This window comes from Flaviaesturariibacter aridisoli, from assembly GCF_004343705.1.
Lineage (GTDB): Bacteria > Bacteroidota > Bacteroidia > Chitinophagales > Chitinophagaceae > Flavisolibacter > Flavisolibacter aridisoli.
The window spans coordinates 45,032-66,423 of record NZ_SKFH01000012.1; the positions used below are offsets into that span (position 1 = coordinate 45,032).

Annotated in this window: 17 protein-coding genes; 10 read left to right on the forward strand and 7 right to left on the reverse strand. The window is 61.9% G+C overall.

Annotated features, from left to right (window positions below; genetic code table 11):
- Window positions 1-336: 336 nt before the first annotated feature.
- Window positions 337-837 (reverse strand): hypothetical protein, encoded by a 501-nt coding sequence (locus E0486_RS09535; RefSeq protein ID WP_131851935.1) that lies wholly within the window; start codon window positions 835-837, stop codon window positions 337-339.
- 216 nt (window positions 838-1,053) lie between these two features.
- Window positions 1,054-2,382 (reverse strand): DEAD/DEAH box helicase, encoded by a 1,329-nt coding sequence (locus E0486_RS09540; RefSeq protein ID WP_131851936.1) that lies wholly within the window; start codon window positions 2,380-2,382, stop codon window positions 1,054-1,056.
- 540 nt (window positions 2,383-2,922) lie between these two features.
- Here E0486_RS09540 and E0486_RS09545 point away from each other — a divergent pair.
- From E0486_RS09545 to E0486_RS09555, 3 genes are all read left to right on the forward strand, one after another.
- Window positions 2,923-3,390, forward strand: coding sequence for a response regulator (locus tag E0486_RS09545; protein WP_165917266.1), 468 nt, complete (start codon window positions 2,923-2,925; stop codon window positions 3,388-3,390).
- Window positions 3,391-3,580: 190 nt separating this feature from the next.
- Entirely contained in the window at window positions 3,581-4,870 is a 1,290-nt protein-coding gene (locus E0486_RS09550; protein WP_131851938.1) for a DNA recombination protein RmuC, read from the forward strand.
- Window positions 4,871-4,957: 87 nt separating this feature from the next.
- Window positions 4,958-6,376: a rhomboid family intramembrane serine protease gene (locus tag E0486_RS09555; protein ID WP_131851939.1), complete on the forward strand. Its 1,419-nt coding sequence runs from the start codon at window positions 4,958-4,960 to the stop codon at window positions 6,374-6,376.
- 130 nt (window positions 6,377-6,506) lie between these two features.
- Here the strand turns inward: E0486_RS09555 and E0486_RS09560 are convergent, their stop codons facing one another.
- Together E0486_RS09560 and E0486_RS09565 are read right to left on the reverse strand one after the other, a co-directional pair.
- Window positions 6,507-7,697 (reverse strand): L,D-transpeptidase family protein, encoded by a 1,191-nt coding sequence (locus E0486_RS09560; RefSeq protein WP_131851940.1) that lies wholly within the window; start codon window positions 7,695-7,697, stop codon window positions 6,507-6,509.
- A gap of 688 nt (window positions 7,698-8,385) precedes the next feature.
- On the reverse strand, window positions 8,386-8,889 hold the full coding sequence (locus E0486_RS09565; protein ID WP_131851941.1) for a hypothetical protein: 504 nt from the start codon (window positions 8,887-8,889) through the stop codon (window positions 8,386-8,388).
- A 272-nt stretch (window positions 8,890-9,161) separates the two neighbouring features.
- On the opposite strand from E0486_RS09565, the gene E0486_RS19405 reads away from it, so the two are divergent.
- Window positions 9,162-9,572, forward strand: a complete 411-nt coding sequence (locus tag E0486_RS19405) for a YqaE/Pmp3 family membrane protein (RefSeq protein WP_243697412.1) — start codon at window positions 9,162-9,164, stop codon at window positions 9,570-9,572.
- 158 nt (window positions 9,573-9,730) lie between these two features.
- Here E0486_RS19405 and E0486_RS09575 read toward each other — a convergent pair whose 3' ends face one another.
- Window positions 9,731-10,669 carry an energy transducer TonB gene (locus E0486_RS09575; protein WP_131851942.1) on the reverse strand — a complete coding sequence of 313 codons (939 nt, stop codon included), beginning with the start codon at window positions 10,667-10,669 and terminating at the stop codon, window positions 9,731-9,733.
- Between the two features lie 110 nt (window positions 10,670-10,779).
- On the opposite strand from E0486_RS09575, the gene pepE reads away from it, so the two are divergent.
- Window positions 10,780-11,514, forward strand: a complete 735-nt coding sequence (gene pepE / locus E0486_RS09580) for a dipeptidase PepE (protein ID WP_131851943.1) — start codon at window positions 10,780-10,782, stop codon at window positions 11,512-11,514.
- Here pepE and E0486_RS09585 read toward each other — a convergent pair.
- A complete protein-coding gene (locus E0486_RS09585; protein WP_131851944.1) occupies window positions 11,511-11,714 on the reverse strand; it encodes a hypothetical protein in 204 nt (67 codons plus the stop codon). The two genes, pepE and E0486_RS09585, sit on opposite strands and share 4 nt — an antisense overlap.
- Before the next feature lie 353 nt (window positions 11,715-12,067).
- On the opposite strand from E0486_RS09585, the gene E0486_RS09590 reads away from it, so the two are divergent.
- From E0486_RS09590 to E0486_RS09600, 3 genes are read left to right on the forward strand one after another with little or no spacing between them, the layout of a single operon-like run.
- Window positions 12,068-14,818, forward strand: a complete 2,751-nt coding sequence (locus tag E0486_RS09590; protein WP_165917267.1) for a T9SS type B sorting domain-containing protein — start codon at window positions 12,068-12,070, stop codon at window positions 14,816-14,818.
- A gap of 4 nt (window positions 14,819-14,822) precedes the next feature.
- Window positions 14,823-15,812 carry a PorP/SprF family type IX secretion system membrane protein gene (locus E0486_RS09595; protein WP_131851946.1) on the forward strand — a complete coding sequence of 330 codons (990 nt, stop codon included), beginning with the start codon at window positions 14,823-14,825 and terminating at the stop codon, window positions 15,810-15,812.
- 41 nt (window positions 15,813-15,853) lie between these two features.
- On the forward strand, window positions 15,854-17,563 hold the full coding sequence (locus tag E0486_RS09600; protein ID WP_131851947.1) for an OmpA family protein: 1,710 nt from the start codon (window positions 15,854-15,856) through the stop codon (window positions 17,561-17,563).
- 124 nt (window positions 17,564-17,687) lie between these two features.
- On the opposite strand, the gene E0486_RS18835 is transcribed toward E0486_RS09600, so the two are convergent.
- Entirely contained in the window at window positions 17,688-17,858 is a 171-nt protein-coding gene (locus E0486_RS18835; protein ID WP_165917268.1) for a hypothetical protein, read from the reverse strand.
- 280 nt (window positions 17,859-18,138) lie between these two features.
- On the opposite strand from E0486_RS18835, the gene E0486_RS09605 reads away from it, so the two are divergent.
- Window positions 18,139-19,086 carry a hypothetical protein gene (locus E0486_RS09605; protein WP_131851948.1) on the forward strand — a complete coding sequence of 316 codons (948 nt, stop codon included), beginning with the start codon at window positions 18,139-18,141 and terminating at the stop codon, window positions 19,084-19,086.
- Between the two features lie 111 nt (window positions 19,087-19,197).
- Window positions 19,198-21,357: a S9 family peptidase gene (locus E0486_RS09610; protein ID WP_131851949.1), complete on the forward strand. Its 2,160-nt coding sequence runs from the start codon at window positions 19,198-19,200 to the stop codon at window positions 21,355-21,357.
- Window positions 21,358-21,392: the final 35 nt, after the last annotated feature.

The window sequence follows — 21,392 nt, forward strand, 5'->3', positions numbered from 1 at the left end:
AGCGGTTCCGGCGCATACCGCCACCATGCTCCCGGGGCGCGCACCCCTTTTCGAAACCCCTCTTACCCCTCTCGAAACCCCGTCAGCCGGTCTTTTAACTGCGCGGTCCCCTCTTTTAGCTGCGCGGTCCCATTACCAGAGGGGGCGGGCCCCCCTTTCCGTTCCGGCGCCCCTCTTCCGAAGGTCCCTCTGGGTACGACGCACCAGGGGCTGCGCCCCTTCCGGGAGGGGGGTAGGGGGTGCCCGGAGGGGGGCGGGGCATAAAAAAGCAGCGCGGGCGCGCTGCTAATAGAGGTAACCGGAGTGCGGACGTGGGGCTGCCCGCTTCGGAGGAGCTTAGCCCAACTGGTTGCCGTCCATCTCCTCGGGCTCGCCGTCGCTGGCTTGCTGAAAGCGCTCAGCCAGCTTGTCGGCGAGGGCCTTGGCTCCGGCTACGCCTGCTTTCGCCGCCGCCTGCGCCATCCGGTACACCGCCAGGGCACTTACGTAAGCTTCGGACCCGGCAAGCAAACCGGTATCCATTACCTTTTCGTGCAACTGGCCGGTGAGCATCCCGATCTCCTTCATCTGCAGGTGCAACTGCTCGTCGGTGCGCATGGCGTCGGCATTGAAATAAGCCGGGAACAGGTCCGGGTTGTGCTCCGCTACCAGTTGTGCGTCCTGCATGAACATCAGGTTGGCCTTGTACATTTTGGGCAGCTTCCTGCGCTCGTCTTTGGTAAGGCCGATCAGTTTAGGACCCATGATGCGGTTGATGGCTGTAAAGTGCTGCTTGATCTCGTCGATCTCGGTCTGCGTAAAAGTGTGGTTGACGCGGTTGGCAGTAAGGTTACTCATACACTCGGTTGGTTTTGGTAAATAGATGCGTTAACGATGAGTAAGGTAAAAAGCATTTTTTAGAAAAACGAACGATCCGCGCACTTTTTATTAGATGAAAAAGCAGCAATTCTGCGTAGATCAAAATAAAAAAGGACGCACTATAGTGCGTCCTTTTTCGTTAGGGGTGAGGTCCAACACCTCCTTCCCTTTGGGAAGGAGGCCGGGAGGATGGGTCTACGCCTGCTGCGCCTGGCTCCGCTGCCCGCCGCCGCCACGCTGCGCGCGGCCTTCACCGCTGCGCGGGCGATGTCCGCCGCTTCCGCCACCGCGGTTGCCACCACCACGGTTGCCGCCACCGCCGCCGCGGTTACGGTTGCCACCGCCACCACGGCCGCCCTGCGCTTTCGGGGCCGCATCGGTAACGGGGTTGTGGTCGGTAAAGGGGTGCTCGGCCACGGGGATCTGCTTGTTGATCAGTTTCTGGATGTCTTTCAGGTACGCACGTTCTTCGCCGTTTACAAACGAGAAGGCGATGCCGCTGGCACCCGCGCGGCCGGTGCGGCCAATGCGGTGCACATAGCTTTCGGGGATGTTGGGCAGGTCGTAGTTGATCACGTGCGTCAGCGCGTCCACGTCGATGCCGCGGGCGGCGATGTCGGTGGCCACCAGCACTTTCAGCTTGCCGTCCTTGAAGGAAGACAGTGCATTCTGGCGGGCGCCCTGGCTCTTGTCGCCGTGGATGGCGTCGGCACGGATGCCGGCCTTCTTCAGGTTCTTGGCCAGTTTGTCGGCGCCGTGCTTCGTGCGGGCGAAGACGAGCGTGCGCTGGATCTTGTGCTCCTGCAGCAGGTGCACGAGCAGGTCGATCTTGTCTTTGCCGTTCACGTAGTAGATGGACTGGTCCACCGTTTCGGCGGTCGACGATACGGGGGCCACTTCCACGCGCTCGGGCTTGTAGAGGATCGACTCGGCGAGGGCGCTTACTTCCTTGGGCATGGTGGCCGAGAAGAAGAGCGTCTGGCGGTCAACGGGCAGTACCTTGATCACTTTTTTCACGTCGTGGATAAAGCCCATGTCGAGCATGCGGTCGGCTTCATCGAGCACGAAGATCTCGAGGTAGTCGAGGTGCACGTAGCCCTGGTTCATGAGGTCGAGCAGTCGGCCGGGTGTGGCAATGAGCACGTCGGTGCCGATGCGCAGGCTTTGCACCTGGGGCACCTGGCTTACACCGCCGAAGATCACTTCGTGCTTGAGGCCCGTGTGGCGGCCGTAGGCGGCGAAGGAATCGCCGATCTGCGAGGCGAGCTCACGCGTGGGGGTGAGGATGAGGGTGCGGATGTGTTTGTAGCCGCGGGTGTTTTTGTCGTCTTCGTGCAGGATGTCGAGGATCGGCAGGGCGAAGGCAGCGGTCTTGCCGGTGCCGGTCTGCGCGAGGCCGATGAGGTCGTAGCCTTTGAGGACGATGGGAATGGATTGTTCCTGGATGGGAGTAGGCGTTGTGTAGCCTTCGGTCTTCAGGGCACGGAGAATCGGCTCGGAAAGACCCAGTTGTTCAAATGTCATGTTCAATTCAGCTTAAAGCTTCTGTTGCCTGTGGGCACTCTCTGCTCCGGGCGTCGGGCGGCATCCTGTTTTATGGGCCGGTAGCGACGGTACAATTCCTGGAGTCAGGCTGTGGGGCCGTAAGGCGGGTTTAAATAAGGCCAGACCGCAGCGGCAACTCCACATGGGTCGCTGCATTACCTTACCTGCTTTCGGAGATCAGAGGCGGGGAGCCTCTTTAGTCCTTCCAGGCTGTCATGCTGAGCGTAGCAGAAATGCGGGGTGCATTTGTCAGGCTGAGCGTAGCCGAAGCCGGCGGACGAAGGATCATAAGAGCGAGCGGGCGATCCGGAAATACGTGTTAAAGGTAGGCCTTTCCGTGTGAATAACTTGGTAAAGAGCAGGCCTTTGCGCGCCGGTGCCCCGTTTACGCCCTGTGGATTCCGCTAGGGCCGTGCTTTATATGAAAAAAAATCTATGCAGCGCATCTGTTATATTAGCTAAATTTGAAATGCAAAGGCCCCGGCCCATTGATCACCCCTGACCCCTGAATCACCAATGATGCACCCTAACCTGGTACACCAACACCTCCTCCTGGTGGACGACGACACCGACGCCTGCCTGTTATTCGAGCGGGCGCTGCACAAGATCGATCCGCTCCTTCCCTTTACCGCGCTTTTCAGCGGCGAGTCGCTGCTCATCGAATGGAGTTCGCTGAAGCCCGGCATCCTGTTTCTCGATCTCACGCTGCCCGGCAAAAGCGGTCTCGAATGCCTCGCCGCCCTGCGCGCCGACAGCCGCAACGACCGCATTCCCGTGATCGTGTACAGCAACTCCGTGCGCATGACCGACATCGCAAAAGCCTACGAGCGCGGCGCCAACCTCTTCATCGTAAAACCCTTCAGCCAGCAGCACCTCGTCAACGCCCTCGAGCACGTGCTGCAGATGGACTGGACGCAGGACTGCCGTGACCGTTACTTCATCAACAACCAGTTCGTGCCCTTTACGGCGGGCGGCTGCGTCGCGTAACGTGAGGCGTCAAGCGTCAGGCGTGAGTGCTGACGCCAGTAACGAAGAACGGATGCCCTTGGCATCCGTTCTTTATTTACCGCGCATCGCGACGTCACGCCTCACGCCTGACGCCTCACGGCTCACGCCTCACGAACCCCTGCTCTCATATGTGGCCGAAAGCTAATATCTTGCAGGCCAATTCCCGCCTATGTTTGCCCTGCTGATCCTTTGCTGTGCGCTCAGCCTCTTGTCGGCGCTGCTGGTATTCCTCTTCCGCCCCCGCGTCCAAAGCTTCACGGCTGAATTCGATCGCCTCAACGCCAGCCTGCGGGCCGACTTCAAAGCGGCCCGCGAAGAAGCCGCCACCCTCGCGGCGCAAAACCGGCAGGAGCTCCTCGGCGCCCTGCAGCAATTCCGCACCGAGCTCTCCGGCACCCTCAACCACCTCACCGAGCAGCAGCGCAGCGCCCTCGACCGCTCGCTCCGCAACTTCGCCGAGCGCTTCACCGAAAGCGTGGAAGGCATGAAAGAGCTCCAGCGCGTGAAGCTCGAAGAGCTCCGGCACAAGCAGCAGCAACTCCTCGAAAGCACCGAAAAGAAACTCGACCAGATGCGCGAAACGGTGGAGGAAAAATTGCAGAAGACGCTCAACGAGCGCCTCGGCCACTCCTTCGAGCTGGTGAGCAAGCAGCTCGAAAGCGTTCAGAAAGGACTGGGCGAAATGCAAACGCTGGCGCAGGACGTGGGCGGCCTGAAGAAAGTGCTGAGCAACGTGAAGATGCGCGGCGGTTTCGGGGAAGTGCAATTGCAGATGCTCCTCGAAAACATTCTCGCTCCCGAGCAATACGAAGCCAACGTGGCCACGAAAAAAGGCTCCGCCGAGCGCGTGGAATTCGCCGTCAAGTTTCCCAACCGCGAGGCCGACCGCGAGTACGTGTGGCTGCCCATTGACGCCAAGTTTCCGAAAGACGCCTACGAGCACCTGCAGCACGCCTACGACGCCGGCGACCACGTTGCGATCGAGGCGGCCCAAAAGAACCTGGAGACCGTCATCAAGCGGATGGCCAAAGACATCTGCGACAAATACCTCGACGCGCCCAACACCACCAACTTCGGCATCCTCTTCCTGCCCTTCGAAGGCCTCTTTGCCGAAGTAGTGCGCAAGGCCTCCTTACTGGAAGAACTGCAGCGCGACTGCCACGTGGTGGTCACCGGTCCTACCACGCTCGCCGTCATCCTCAACTCCCTGCAAATGGGCTTCCGCACCCTCGCCATCCAGAAGCGCTCCTCGGAAGTATGGCAGGTGCTCGGCGCCGTGAAGAAAGAATTCAACCTCTTCGGCACCCTGCTCGAAAAAGCGCAGCACAACATCCAGACCGGCCTCAACCAGCTCGACGACGTCGTGGGCAAACGCACCCGCGCCATCCAGCGCAAGCTCAAGGGCGTGGAAGTGCTCAACAGCGACGAGCAGCTGCTCGATGCCCCCGAGGAGGAGTAGCCCCCGATAAAAATCATAAAGAGCGCAGCCTGCCCCGCAGAAGGCGGGGTTCTTTTTCTTCCTGCGATCTGCCTTACTTTCACGGGCATGAGCACACTGGCCCGTACCGATAGCGAACCCTCCGGATCCGAAGACCTGGCCCTGGCCTACGGCGCTTTCCTGCGCCTCGGCTGGACACCGCAATGGAGCTTTCCGCAACGCCTTGCCGGCACCTCGCGGATGGAGCGGAAAGGTGCTACCGATCTCATCATCGTAGATGCTTTCGCGGAGGGGTTGCGCTTTACCTGCGCCCTGCCCGACGGCAAGGAAGGCACCGCCGGGATGCAGCGCGATAAAGAAGCGGCCTTCCTGCCGGTGCTGGCGGAGCTGCGCGCGTCGGCCAGCAGCGAGGAGCGGGCCACCTGGCACACCGCGCTGGAACAGCTGGAAGCCGACACCCGCGCGGAGCTGGCGCGTCAGGAAGCCGAGCAATCGGCCCTCGGCGAAGCGATGCGCTACCGCCACCAGGGTTATTGGGTCACCTACGGACTCATTGCGCTGAACGTGCTGGTGTTCATCGCCATGGTCATTGCCGGCGCCGGCATCTTCGAGCCCAAGGGCGCGGCGCTGCTGGCCTGGGGTGCCAACTTTGCGCCCTATACGCTCGGCGGCCAGCCCTGGCGCTTGCTCAGCGCCTGTTTCGTGCATATCGGCATCCTGCACCTGGCGCTCAACATGTACGGGCTTTACCAATTGGGTACCTTCCTCGAGCCCATTCTCGGACGATTACGCTTCGTGCTGGCCTACCTGGCCACCGGCCTGCTCTCCAGCCTCGCCAGCCTTTGGTGGCACCAGGGCGAGCCCGTGGTGAGCGCGGGGGCTTCGGGCGCCATCTTTGGGCTCTTCGGGCTTTTTCTCGCCCTGCTTACCACCGACCTGTTGCCCAAGAACACGCGCGAGCAATTGCTGAAAAGCGTGGGCCTCGTGATCGTGATCAACCTGGCCTATGGCCTCAAAGGCGGCATCGACAACTCGGCGCACATCGGCGGCCTCGTGTCGGGCTTTGCCGCAGGCTATGCCCTGCTGCCTTCGCTGCGGCGCAAGACGCCCGGCACCGGCGTGGCGGCCGGCCTGCTCGTTATCGCCCTTGTTTTTTGCGCCGCCTTCGTGGCCTCGCACCCCGACAACCGCCTGCGCTGGGAAGAGCAGGAAGCACGCCTGGTGGATTTCGAAAAACGCGGAATGGCGCCCCTGCAGCCGGGCCCCGCCGGGGGCATGCTGCGCCTCCCCAACGCGGCCCAGGCCTGGGACAGTGCCCGCGCCGAGCTCAGCGCCGCCAGTTACCCGCTGCCGCCCGACTACAGCCGCCGCCGCGACCTGATGCGGCAGTATGTGGAATTACGGTCGCGTGAGAACGGCCTGCTGCAGCGGCAATTCCGCGGCGGGCCCGGTACGATGGATTCCGTCCAGGCGATCGGGACAGCCATCGACAGCGTGTTGCAACAACTCAATACAAAACAGGAGTAAACCTCACACGCCCATCCCCTGACCCCTTCCCGAGGGGGAAGGGGGAATGAAAAGCCCCGACACTACAGTCGGGGCTTTTCATTCAGGCACATTATTGATCGATCTGTGTGCCCCCTTTGGGGGATAGGGGCTAATCCAGCTTATAAATATCTTCCCTGAAGTTCAGCGCCCCGTCGTCGTCCACCCAGGCGGTGAGATAGGTGAGCGACACGGGTACCTTGCCCGGCAGGTCCACGCGCTGCTCGCGGCCCGAGTTCATGGCGCTCTTGATTTTCGCGGGCGTCCATTCGGGGTTGTTGCGCAGCAGGTATTCGGCCAGCTTCTGCGGCTCGGCGAGGCGGATGCAGCCGTGGCTGAAGGCGCGCTTGCGCAGGCTGAACAGCGACTTGGCCGGCGTGTCGTGGAAGTAGATATTGTTTTCGTTGGGGAACACGAACTTGACGCGGCCCAGCGAGTTGCCGGCGCCGGGCAGCTGGCGGATCTTGGGCAGGCCGCCCTCTTCGCCTTCCATCACGTAGTTGTTGCGCCAGAGGTAGTCGTGCGAGCCGCGCATTCTGGGCAGGATCTCGTTCTTCACGATGCTCGGCGGCACGTTCCAGGAGGGGCTGAACACGAGGTAGGTCATCTCGTCGTTGAAGAGCACCGTCTTGTTCGACTCCGAGCCCACCACTACGGCCATATCGAACACATGGCGGTCGCCTTCGTATACGTGGAGTTTGTATTCGGGGATGTTGGCCACGAGGCGGGTGCCGGGCGCGGGCTCGGGCAGCTTCTGCACGCGGGCCAGGTTGGCCTCGAGTTGGGCGATGCGCTTGCGCAGCGGCACGTTGAGCTCCTTGAGCAGGGCCGCGTCCACCACGCCGTTTTCGGGGAACCCGAAGTGTTTCTGCACCCGCTTCACGGCGGCCGTCAGCTCCTCGGTGAATGCGCTGCTGGTATCGTCCGACGGGAAGTCGCCGGAGGCGCGCAGCCGCTCTTTGAGCTGCGTCACGGCGGGGTCGGAAACGCCTTCCTGGTAAAATTTGCGCGTGCCTTTGATGGCCGTCCAGCCCCCGCTGCCGGCGATGGCGCGGTAGCGGTCGAGGGCGGTCTGCAGCTTCGGCACCTGCGGGTGCACGGGGGCGCCGCCGGGCTCGTCCTGCTCGGCGGGGCTGCTGCTTACGGTAGGCAGGGGTGCGCCGATGGCCAGGCCGGCGATGAGCAGGAACAGGATGAGGAACAGCCAGCCGACGTGCCGGCGGGGCACGATGCGGCTGCGCCGGCCGGGGCTGCCTTCGCTAAAGCTTCGGCGCCCGGGGAGGGGAACATTCGTTGTTTTCATACCACACAGTTTCACGGACCGCACAACGGGGATCCGGAGGGGGTAGGGCAAGATTGGGGCCGGAACAGGGGGTGTTGCTAAGAGAATTGGCAAAAAAGGGCGATAAAATACCGTATAAATACGGTTGCCGGGACCGGGAAAATGGTTTTTCTTTGTTCCATCGGAAACATTGAAGGCCGTTGACCTGGGGTCGCGCCGAAACCAACTGAACGCTATCTTAAACCAAGCCAACCGTTTTTAGGAGCAAGGCAGCCGCAAGGCTGCTTTTTTATTTCGGGCGCTGCACGCGCGCAGTTCTGTACTGCGGCAGCGCAGTTCCGGGCTCCGCGCGCGCACTGCCCGGCCGGGCGCTCCCGGTTCCGAACCCCGCCGGCCGACCTTTTACGTCGGCCCCGGTTGCCTTTTTCCCCGCTCGCCGGAGTGGAAAACCCGGGCGAGCGGGTTCGGGAGGCGCGCCGGCCAGCCCCCGGGCTCGGGGAGTCGGGCTTCGAACTGCGCCGCGGGGCCGGAAAAGCGGCGCCGCCGACCGAAAGGGGTGCGCCGGCGCAGCTACGAAGCGGGTGCCGGGGCGCCGGAAGTGGGGGGAGGCGGTTCCGAACGGGGGCGGGGTAGTTGCCGGCCGGGCCGGCACGGCAAAGGGCGGCGTAAAAACGCCGCCCCGGTCAAAACCACTTAAATGAATGGAGAATCAGGAAGCCGTCGCTTCTGCCGCAGGTGCTTCGGCGAGGTCGTTGCCCGCAATATCGAAGCGCTGGCGAAGCGATTTGTAAAGGGTTTGCATGCCTTGCTCGCCGCTGGCGGCCGAGGCGCCCACGTAGCGGTAAGCCAGCAGGGCGCTGATGTAGCTTTCCGAGCCGGCGAGCATCATCGTGTCGGACAACTTTTCGTACAGGGCCTGTACGTTCAGTGTATGGGCTTTCAACTGGTTGTACAGCGTGTAGTCGTTTTGCATGTGCTGCACGTTGTAGCTGCGGGGAAAGGCCTCCGGTGCCTGCTGCACCGCCGTGAGCGCGTCTTTGACGAAGAGGTCGTTGGCCCTGTTGATCTTGGGAATGGTTTGCCGCTCCCTGGGTGTGAGCGAGCGGTACACGTCTCTGAGCGCCTCGTTAATGAGGGCAATGCCGTCCTTGATCTTTTGTTCCTGCTCGGCCGTCAGCACCGTGTTGATGCGGTTTTGTGTCGCATTGGTCATAAGCGTTTGGTTTTAAGGAATGAAGTAAAAGAACTGTGTACCCTCAAGGTACGGCGCCGGGGCGGGCATTTCCAACAGGCCGGTGCGGCTGTGGAAAAGTCGATCGAAATGCCGGAAACGTGTGTATAACATTTGCCGTATTTCTACGATCGTTTGCGTGTGTGCGAAGGGTGTTCCATTGTGACAGGGTCACTGCTGTTGAAGATGAGCGTACTGATCTTACCGCCCCGTTTGGCCCAATTCTTTTACGATGAGGGACAAACGCTTTCACCATGAAATATATCTTTACCCGTATGCTCCTGCTGGTTCTCAGCTGTAGCCTCCTCCTGTCCGAAACCTCCGCTTCGGTGCCGCTGCCCACACCCGTTTCGGGCGATCCCGATCCGGCCAAGGTAACCGCCGCGCTGAAAGAGTTCAGCTCCCTCAGTGGCAAAGAGCGCCGCCAGCGCTTCCGTGCCGTGAAGTCGGCCGTAAAGCAGTTTAAAGCCGAAAAGCGCGCCGGCCGTGAGCCGCTCGCGAGCACCGTGGTGCAGGTGATCGTGGCCATCCTGCTGCCGCCGCTGGGCGTGTACCTGCACGAAGGCACTATCAACAGCCGCTTCTGGATCTCGCTGCTGCTGACCCTGTTGTTTTACCTGCCGGGCCTCATCTATGCCCTCGTGATCATCCTGGGCGATAACTAGTAACGTGAGGCGTGAGGCGTGAGCCGTGAACGCTGACGCCGGTAACGAAAATGTCCCGCACCAGGTGCGGGACATTTTTATTCAGACGCGCCTGTAAAGCTCACGCCTCACGCCTCACGCTTCACGCCTCACGCCTCACGCCTCACCTCTCACGTCCCTCACTCGCTGATCATAAAGCTTACGGGCTGGGTGAGGTAGGCCTTTACGTAGCGGCCGAACTGCACGGCGGGCACCCATTTGGGGGAGGCTTTCATGAGGCGGAGCACCTCGTTGTCGAACAGCGGGCCCTGGCTCGTAACAATGTCGAAGTCGGACAGCGTCCCGTCTTTGTTGACCACGAAGCGGCAACGCACGGTGTAGAGGCCGGGGCGGGCGTCGTTGGGCGCCCGCAGCTGGCGCATCAGGTACTGGGCCCAGCCACTGTGTCCGCCGGGGAAGGCCGCTTCGCGCTCGATGCAAAGGGCCGGGTCGCCGGGAGCGCCCCCGGGGGTGAAGTTGCGGCAGGCCGTGGGCTTGTTATCGGTAAAATCCACCTCCGCCTGCAACTGCCCGTTGTCGTGGTAAAACAGCCAGCGCCCGTCGCGGGCAGTGTCGCGCACGTAGCGGCCGGTGGCCGACAGCATCCCCGAAGGGTAGCGGCGCACGACCCGCCCGTTGCCGCTGCCGTCGAACCAGGAGGAGTCGGTCAGGTAGCCATCGTCGTTCCAGCGCAGGCCCAGGCCCATTCGCCAGCCACCGGCGAAGTTGGCCGAGTCGATGAGCTCACCTTTAATATTATAGCGGAGAAAAACGCCTTGTTCCTTGCCGGCCGCGTAATGCTCCACGCGCTCCAGCAGGCGGTTGCTGCCGTACCAGAGGTGCTCGCCGTCGGGAAGGGTGGCCTCCGCGTCGAGGAAGTCGCCTTGCATGGCCTGGCTGCGCTCGGGCAGGTAGTACAATTCGCGGTGCCAGCGGTCGCCCTTCTTTTCCATGATGGAATAGTAGCGGGGCGCTTTTTGAGTGGGTTTCAGTTTGTAATCGAGGGTCTGCTCGATCTTCTGGGCTGCCGCCGGCAGGGCCAGCAGCGCCAGGTACAAGAGGTTCAGGTGGCGTTTCATACGCCGAAAATAGGTTTCACGGATGGGAAAAAACACAGGATTTGCTGGTGTTTTTCCCATGGACGCTGAAAACGGCGCCGCTACCTTTGGGCGCAACAAAAACCTACCGTATGATCCATCAGATCCTGGCCCTGAGCTCGTCCCGCGTTGGCGGGGGCGCCTACCTCGAGGCCGCCCGACCCCTGATCGAGGAAGTGCTGGGCACCGAGCGGCTGCGCATTGCCTTCCTGCCCTTTGCCGCCGTCGGCATCAGCGACGACGAATATGCCGACCGCGTGCGCGCCGCCCTCGAGGGTTTGCCGTATGAAATAGAAGTGTGCACTGCCGAAAACGCCGGCAACCTGTTGTCGCGCTGCGGTGCCATCATGGTGGGCGGCGGCAATACTTTCAAGCTCATGGCCGACCTGTATCGCTACCAGCTCATCGAGCCCATCCGCAACCGCGTGCTGCAGGGTATCCCCTACGTGGGCTGGAGCGCCGGTTCCAACGTCATCGGGCGGAGCATCTGCACCACCAACGATATGCCCATCGTGCAGCCCGAATCCTTCCTGGGGCTGCGCCTCATCAATTTCCAGATCAACCCGCATTATTATAATGTGCAGATCCCGGGTTTCCACGGCGAGACCCGCGACGACCGGCTGACGGAGTTCTGCCAGCTCAACCCGCACATACCGGTGCTGGCGCTGCCCGAGGGCACGGCGCTGTACCTGAAAGGGGAGACCCTGCAATACCGTGGCGGGACGCCGGGGGTGCTGTTCACCGGCGGGCCGGGGCGCAACGAAGTGCGGCGCGAGGTTGTGGCGCCGGGTACCGACCTGGGTCCGCGGATCTGGGGCGAAGATTAATTGGGCAGCACGGGGCCGTAGAAGCCGTCGTTGGGCTTGCGCCTTCCGGGATAGAGAATGTCGGGAGCTGTTTCGTAGCCTTCCTCGGCGATGGCCGTCTGCATCCGCGCAATGCGGCGGCGGCGCAGCCCGCGGCTGAGCAACACGGTGGTAGCCGCTACTGCCAGCAGGCTCAGAGTGATTGTTGTTGCACGTTTCATCACGAAAGAAAATGCAAAAGACAAGCCATGAAACGGGTGGAAAAGAAAAAAGGTTGAACGTTGGTTCAACCTCTTTCTGAATGTAAATGTACCCAGTCGATTCTATTTAGGGCTCGATGCCGGAATTTGACCGCCTCGTTATCCGAGTTCCTGAATTTTCAGGAGGGGCCAGCGACATGGCGAGGAATCGCGTCCGTTCTTACCTATCCGAAATGCGTGCCAAAATCGGCTGTGGGACCCGGTTTGAAGCGGGCCCAAAGGCGCGCGGGGCTTGTATTACATTAAAAAATAATAATCAAATCCCGGCTGTAAGTCCGGAAAGCGGGATATTTGTTCCCCCATTCCGAACTAACATGCTTAAAGCTCTCCTCTCGCTAGCCTTGCTCGCCGGTTCTTTTGCTGCCGGTGCCCAGACACTTCCCGGACTTGTGCTCAATGAATTATCCCAGGGACAGACCAGCAGCCAGAAAGAATATTTTGAATTTGTGGTGGCCGGTACCCGTACCTGCACCGACAGTACCCTGGACCTGCGTGGCTGGATCTTCGACGACAACAACGGCTGGATCGCAACGGGTTCCGGTACCGGGATCGCTGCCGGCGCGATGCGTTTTGCCAACGTGGCCAACTGGGCGGCGGTTCCTTACGGCTCCGTCATCTTGATTTACAGCGACATCGAAAAGAACAACAGCATCACGCTACCCGACGACCCGACGGATGCCAACCACGATTACGTGTACGTGCTGAAGGCGAATTCCACCCTGCTGCAGAAAAACACCACCGATCCGTCGGCCCCTTCGTCGGCTTCGTTCACCTATTCCACCACCGGCTGGTCGAACGGCGGAGACTGGGCCACGGTGGCCCTGGCCAATGGCGGCGACGGCGTGGTGATCGTTAAGCCCACTACCCTCAACAACGAATACTTTTCCTTCGGCTTCGTTATCGGCAGCGCCTCGACGGCAACGGTATGGGTGCCGGATATGCCCGGTGGTAAAAACTATTTTCTGACCAATGCCAATTTCTCCCAGGCAGCCTCCTGGCAGCAGGGTGATGCGGGCCTCAACGAAACGCCCGGCGCACCCAACGGCGGCGCCAATACGACCTGGATCAACAGCATGCGTGTGCAGGCTACAGGCGTAACGGTAGCGGCGGTCAGCAGCAGCAACGGCAACGTCCTCTGCGTCGGCTCCACGACAACCCTGAGCAGCACCACGCCCGGCGGCACCTGGAGCAGCGCCACTCCCGGCGTGGTATCGGTCAACAGCAGCACCGGCGTTGCCACGGCAGTCGCTGCCGGCGGCCCCGTTACCATTACCTATACCGTTACCAGTGGCGGTTGCACCGGCACTGCTACGTATGATATTACCTCGGTGTCGGCCGCCAACGCCGGAACGGTTAGCGGCGCGGCCAACCTTTGCGTAGGCGCTACCAGCACCTTTACCAGCAACGGCACCCCCGGCGGCACCTGGTCGAGCAGCAATGCTGCCGTGGCCACGGTCAACCCCGCTACCGGCGTTGTGACCGGCGTTACCGGCGGCGGGCCCGTCAATATTATTTACTCGGTGGGCTCGGGCGCCTGCGCCGCCACGGCCAGCGCCCCCATCACGGTAACCGCCGCGCCGGTGCTGCAGCCCACTACGGGCCCGGCCACGCTCTGCGTCGGCACCACCGCCCAGTTTACCAACCCCTTCCAGCCCAATGGCGCCGGGACCTGGACGGCCACGCCGGCCGGCCTCGTAACGGTGTCGCCCACGCTTCCCGCCGGCGGCCCCAGCATCGTGAATGTGACGGCCGTAGCCCCGGGAGCCGTAACCCTCAACTTTACAGCCGGCACAGCCGGTTGCACCAGCACGATGCCCTTCGCGCTGCTCGTGGTGGCCACCCCCGTGGTGCCCGCCAGCACCGGCGCTTCGAATGTATGCGTCGGCGGCACCACCCCGCTGAGCAACAGTGCCCCCGGCGGTACCTGGAGCAGCGCCGACGGAACCATTGCTACCGTGAACCCCGCAACCGGGGTCGTAACCGGCGTGGCCACCGGCACGGCCAACATCATTTATACCGTGACCAATGCCGCTGGTTGCACCGGCACGAGCCAGGCGACCATTACCGTTACCAGCACGCCGGCGCCCGGGCCGATCACCGGCAACACGACACTTTGCGTGGGCGGCACCAGCACCCTGGCTAACACGCTTGCCGGCGGCACCTGGAGCAGCGGCAACACGGCGCTCGCTACCATTAACGCCACTACCGGTGTGGTAACCGGCATCGCCCCCGGCACCAGCATCCCGATCACGTATACGGTGACCAACAACGGCTGCACCGGCACCGCCAATACCACGGTGACCGTCAACGCCGCCCCGGTGCTGGCGCCGATCGCCGCCCAGGCACTTTGCGCCGGTAGCACGGCCACGCTCACACCCAGCATCGCAGGTGGTGCGTGGACCAGCAGCAACCCGGCCGCGGCCACCATCAGCAACACCGGTGTGCTCACGGGCGTGGCCGCCGGCAACACGCAGCTGACCTACACGGTCACCAGCGGCGGCTGTACGGCCTCGCAGGTGGTAAACGTAACCGTCAACAGCGCGGCGGTACAGCTGACCGCCAGCGCCACCACGATCAACGCCGGCCAGAGCGTGACGCTCACACCGGTGTGGACGGGCACGGCGCCCTTTACGGTAACGGCCTGGGCACCCCCGGCGCTCCTGCCGAACCAAACGGCCGCCACGCAGACGCTGACACCGCCCGCAACCACCACCTTCAGTGTTACCGGCAACGACGCCAACGGCTGCACGGCCACGGGCTCCGTGACCGTAACGGTGAACGTACCGGTGACCGACGACCTTTTCGTACCGAACTATTTTACCCCGAACAACGACGGCCGCAACGACGTGCTGTATTTCTACGGATCCTCGGTAACGGCCCTCGACTTCCGCATCTTCAACCAGTGGGGCGAACAGGTGTTCGCCAGCACCGACAAAGCCCGCGGCTGGGACGGCAGCGCCTCCGGCAAGCAACAACCCGTAGGCGTGTATATGTACGTGGCGAAAGTCACCCTCGCCAACGGGCAGACGCGCACCCTCAAAGGATCCATTAACCTGATTCGCTAACACTATGAGAAAGCTTTTCTTCGTATTCTGCACCGGCGCCGCCCTTTCGGCGAACGCCCAGGCCGACCCGCACTTTTCGCAGTACTACGTGTACCCGATGTGGCTCAACCCCGCGCTGGCCGGCCAGAGCGAGGGTGGCATCCGTGCCTCGGCCCTCTACCGCAACCAGTGGCGCAACGTGAGCACGCCCTATTCCACCATCGGCGTTTCGGGCGATATGCGCACCAACAGCAACCTCAATTTCGGGATCAACGTGCTGAGCCAAACCGCCGGCACAGGGGGCTACCGCTATACCAACGCGCAGCTGACCATCGCCTACAGCGGCGTGCGCTGGGGTGCCGACAACCGCCACACGCTGGCCTTCGGGCTGCAGGGCGGTGTGCTCGCGCGCCGCTTCGACCCGAGTAAGTTTCAGGGCGGCGACCAGTGGGTGCCGGGCATCGGCTACAACCCCAATATCGCCACCAACGACCCGCTGTCGAACACCTCCGTGGGCGACTTCGACCTCGGCGCCGGCGTGGCCTACTTCAACGGCGCCACCGATGTGAAGGTGAATCCCTTCTTCGGCTTCTCGGCCGGCCACCTGACGCGCCCCATCGACCCGTTTACGGGACAGGGCTCCGCCGAGCGCCTGCCGGTGCGGCTGACGGTGCACGGCGGCGCACGCGTGCAGCTCAACGACAATACCGACCTGGTGCCCAACGCGCTCTACATGCGCCAGGGCACGGCCCAGGAGATCATGGCCGGTGCCTACATCCAGCGTAAGGTGAGCGAAAGCGCCGACCTCATGCTGGGCGCCAACTACCGCGTGAACGACGCCGTATCGCCCTTTGTGGGTGTCCTGTTTGACAAGCTGATGATCGGAGCGAGCTACGACGTCAACACGTCGCGCCTGGGCAAGATGGCCAGCGGCGCCAACAGCTTCGAGATCAGCCTGACCTTCTTCGGCAAGCGCAACGAAGAGCCTTCCTATTTCAAGTGCCCGCGTTTCTGACGCACGTGTTCAACCGAAATCTTTCGCACCAAAACCAGACTATGATCCGTTTTCCGAAGCTTGTGCTTTTCCTGCTCGCCGCCCAGCTGGCCTCCGCCCAGGGCGCCGACCACCTGCGGCAGGCCGAGCGTTACTACGCCTCCGGCGATTACTACAATGCGGCCGTGCAATACGAGCAGTACCTCGGCATCCGCAAATCCAACAGCGCCGGCTTTACGCCCTATGCCCCCCAGCGTACCGGCAGCCGCAGCGCCGCCAGCGCCGGCGACAAAGCCTATGAGCGTCTCGCCGAATGTTATTTCCAGCTGCACGACTACGCCCAGGCAGCCCAATACTACGGCAAGCTGAACAGCGCTTCACCCGACGGCGCCGTGAACTACGTGCGCAGCCTGCGCGCGGCGGGGCAGAAAGATTCCGCCTTCAAAGCCCTCCAGGCTGCCCGGCTGCGCCCGCTGACACCCGCGCAGCAGCAAACGCTGGCGTTGGAAGAGGCCGCCCTCCGCTTCGACAGCCGCCCCGACCCGCTGGTGACGGTAACCAAAGCCGCCGGCGATCTCAATACGGGCCACGGCAACTACGCCGCGGTGGAATGGGGTGGAACCGTATTCTTTACCTCGAGCCGCACCGACAGCAGTCAGCAGGGCAAAGGCCCCAACCGCAACCACCTCTACCGCGTTGTCGGCACCGACGCCCTCAATGCCGACCCCCTGCCCGGGCAGGCCATCGACCAGGGGCTTTGTTCCTTTACCCCCGATGGCAAGCGGATGTACTTCTCGGCCTGGACCCGCGAGGCCGGCCGGAACCTGTCCCGTATTTATACCGTCACCCGTGAAGACGGCGGCTGGACGACGCCGGTGTTGCTGAATGAAAAGGTCAACGCGCCGGGCAGCAGCAACGCGCAGCCTTTTTATGTAGAAAAAGACGGCACCCGCTACCTGCTGTTCAGCTCCGACCGCGCCGGCGGCCGGGGCGGCTACGACCTGTGGCTCGTGGTGTTGAATGAAGATGTTTCGATCGAGCCCCAGAACCTGGGTTCCGGCGTCAACACCGCCGGTGACGAGCAAGCGCCTTTTTACCACGGTACCGCGCAAACGCTCGTGTTTGCGTCCAACGGCCGCCCCGGCCTCGGCGGCTTCGACCTTTTTGCCAGCAAGGGCACGCTGCAAGGCTTGGGTCCCGCCGAAAACCTGGGCGCACCCTATAACTCGGTAAAAGACGACAGCTACTTTTTCTCGGTCTCCGCCGACAGCAGCCTCTTTCGCAGGGCTTACCTGAGTTCTGACCGGGCCTCCGACTGCTGCCTGGAGATCTATACGATCGCGAGACAGGATCCGCCGCCGCCCGTGGAAATTCCGCCGGCGCCGATGCCGAAAGACACGGCCGGAATCGTGGAAGCACCCGTTTATACACTGCCCGTGCTGCTGTTCGACTTCGACAAAGCGGAACTGACCACGGAAGCACGGCAACAGCTTGATACCGTATTTCTACAAATGAGCGCCAACCCCGCCCGTCGCCTCCGTATCGGCGGCTATACCGACGGCAAGGGCCGCGACTCCTATAACAACCGCCTCAGCGACCGTCGTGCCCGCGCTGTACGGGCTTACCTGTACGAAAAGGGCGTTGCCTCGGAACGCTTGTGGATCAAGGGTTTCGGCGAGTGCTGCCCGCTGGAGCCGGAGGTGCAGGACGGACAGGACAATGCCGCCGCCCGCGCCCGCAACCGGCGTGTGGAGCTTAGCTGGGAACAGTAGGAATCGTGAGTCGTGAGGCGTGAACCGTGAACGCGCAATGCGCGGTAAAAAGAACGTCCCGCATTGCGGGACGTTCTTTTTTTATAGGCGTCAGCGCTGACGGCTGACGGTTCACGCTTCACGATTAACGTCCGCGGAAGCTGGGCTTCATAGCGGCCGAATTCATCGCCGGGCAGCCTTCGCTGGAGCGGTACGAACTACGGAAGCAAGAGGAGAAAGTGGTGAGCGATACGATCAGGAGCCAGGTGAGGGGCTGACGGAAAATGTTTCCCGTGCTGTTTTTTGTCGGTTTCATGGTTAGAAGTATGATAGGTTAACAACTGTTGACATCCTGTGTATATCCACTGGCGTGCCAAACTGTTAGGAGGGGGTTAAAAAATCTCCAGATCGTTCTCCGACAATTTTCTATGAATATGGGAAATCAATAATACGTGTGGGCCTGCTTCTTGAAAAAGTTCAGCTTCCGCACGAACTGTTACCATCCTGCGAAAGAATTCCTCAATTGCCGTTAAACTTTGGATCTTTCACCCGGTCTTTGTCTCTGAACTTATCACCGTCTACAAAAACAAAACGCTATGAAACTGCGCATTCTTGCCTTTACTGCCCTCGCTTTGCTAGGCATCACGGCCTGTAAGAAAGATTCCAGCAACGACGACGACAATGAAACGGTCGTCACCGAACAACTGACCCAACATTCCGACGACCAGAGCCGCGTGTCCACGGACCTGGAGGCGGTCGACAACGACATTAACGCCGCCGTCGAATCGGATCCCGCCTTCGGTCGCGTCAACAACACCGCGCGCACGCTGGTTCTTCCGCCTTGTGACGCCACGGTAACCTTCGATTCCACCAGCACGCAGCGCGTGATGATCATCACCTTCAACGGCGCACCCTGCGATTCGTTCCGCACCCGCACCGGTACGATCTACGTAATGCAGCCGCGCGCCCAGCGCTGGGGCCAGCCCGGCGCCACGCTCCGCGACTCTATCGTGAATCTTAAGATCACGCGCCGCAGCGACAATAAGAGCATCACCATCAACGGCACGCGCACCCATACCAACGTAAGCGGCGGCCGCCTCGGCAACATGCCGGTAGGCGGAACCATCGTGCACACGGTAGACGCCGCCATGTCGATCACCTTCGACAACGGCAGCCAGCGTCAGTGGCAGGCCGCCCGCAAGCGCACCTACACGCATCCCGCACCGACCGTACTTAACATCGCCATCTCGGGCAACCACAGCGACGGCGGCGTGAACGACATCGCCGAGTGGGGCACCAACCGTTTCGGCAATGCCTTCCGCACCCGCATCACCAGCCCGCTGGTCTTCAGAAGCGAGTGTCGCTTCCGCCTCGGTGCTGGCAACGTGCTGCATACCGGCCTCGCCCACAGCCTCGAAGTCACCTACGGCCTCAACATCCAGGGCCAGCCCACCGGTTGCCCGGGCAACAACCCGTACTACTTCAAAGCGGTATGGACGCGCGCCAATGGCAACGCCATGACCGTGATCCGTCCCTATTATTGATCGATCCGTACGCTCTTTTTTTAGCCGTGAGGTTTCCCGTTGTGCTGCAGCGGGGGCCTCGCGGCTTTTTTGTGGCCCCTTTGCTTAACTTGCCCGGATTCAACCCCACGCATGAACAAACATCTTTTCGGCGCCGCCATGCTGCTGCTCGGCTTCGGCGCCGGCGCCCAGGAAAAGCTGCTTACGATCGAGGAAGCCTTCGCGCAGAAGAATGTAACGCCGCCCCAGAACCTGCGGCAGCTCCAGTTTCGCTACAACAGCGATAACTACGTATACCTGAAAAAAGCAGACAGCGCGGATGTGTGGATGCAGGGCTCCTTCCGTGATAAATCGGAAACCCCGCTGCTGACGCTGTCGACGCTCAACGCATCGCTGCGCAAGAGCGGCTACGATACGCTGACCAGCATGCCCACGATCCAGTTCAACAAGGGCCGCGACTGGTACTTCAACATCCCGAAGGGTCGCGTGGCGTATTCGGCTGATGCCGGTACCGCACGCCTGACTATTCCGCGGGAGCTGCTCAACAAGGAGCGTATGGAAGAAAGCAGCGCCGGCTACATCGCCTACGTGGACAACGACAACCTCTATGTGGCCGACGGCAACAGCAACCGCGCCATCACTGCCGACGGCAGCCGCAGCATCGTTTATGCTTCCACCGTGCACCGCGAAGAATTCGGCATCACCAAAGGTACCTTCTGGAGCCCCGACGGTAAACGCCTGGCCTTTTACCGCATGGACCAAAGCATGGTGACCGATTACCCCATCATCGACTGGACGGCGACGCCGGCCAAAGCCGAACTTATCAAGTACCCGATGGCCGGCGACAAGAGTCACCAGGTAACGGTGGGCGTATACAACGCCGAAGAGGGGAAGCTCGTGTTCCTGCAAACCGGCGGGCCGGTGGAGCAGTACCTCACCAACATCGCCTGGAGCCCCGACAGCCGGTACATATACATCGCCGTGCTCAACCGCGGGCAAAACCACATGCGCCTCAATCAATACGACGGCGCCACGGGCGCATTCATCAAAACCCTCTTCGAGGAGCGCGATGAAAAGTACGTGGAGCCGCTGCTGCCGATGCTTTTTGTTACGAAGAACAACGGGCAATTCATCTGGCAGAGCAACCGCGACGGATACAACCACCTGTATTTATACGATACGAGCGGCCGCCTGCTGAAGCAGCTGACGCGCGGCCCCTGGGAAGTGACCGACGTAAAGGGGTTCGACGACAAAGGAGAGCACGTATACTACCTGAGCACCGAGTTGTCCCCGCTAACGCGTACTCCCTGCCGACTCAGCCTGCGCACCGGCGCGGTGCAAAACCTGTCGGCAACGGGTGAGCCCTCGGTGCACAGCATCCAGGTGAGCGGCACCGGCCACTACATCCTCGACATATACAGCAACCAGCAGCACCCGCGCAGCATACGCCTCGTAGACGCAACGGCACCCACAAAAACCCGCACGGTCTTCGACGCGCCCGACCCGCTGGCCGGCTACGCGAAAGGCACGATCCGTATTTCTACAATACCCGGCGGCGATGGCACGCCCGTGTACACACGCCTGTTTCTGCCGCCCGGCTTCGACAGCACGAAGAAATACCCCGTGGTAGTGTACTGGTACGGTGGCCCGCACGTGCAGCTGATCACGGCCGGCTACAACGGCGGCGCCGGCGACTACTGGTTCCAGTACATGGCCGAGCGCGGCTACCTTGTGTTCAGCATCGATCCGCGCGGCTCCGACAACCGCGGCCGCGCCTTCGAGCAGGCGGTCTTCCGCAAGGCCGGCGAGCCGCAGCTCGAAGATCTGCGCAAAGGCGTGGACTGGCTGCGCAGCCTGCCCTACGCAGACACGAATCGAATGGGCCTCTTCGGCTGGAGCTACGGCGGGTTCATGACGATCGACTTCGTGCTGCGCTTTCCGGGTGTGTTCAAAGCGGCTGTGGCCGGCGGTCCGGTTACCGACTGGCGCTATTATGAAGTGATGTACGGCGAACGTTATATGGATATGCCCCAGGAAAACCCGCAGGGCTATGCCGCCACCGACCTGACAAAGCAGGCCGGCAACCTGAAAGACCACCTGCTGCTCATTCACGGACTACAGGACGATGTGGTGGTGCAGCAGCACTCCGTGCGTTTCGTGCGCGCCGCCATCGACAAGGGCGTGCAGGTAGATTATATGATCTACCCCGGCCACGCGCACAACGTGGGCGGCAAGGACCGTGCGCACCTCTACCATAAAGTGACCGATTACCTGGATCAGTACCTGAAGTAAAGCGCCGGACGCATGCTGGTAAAACATAGTGCCCG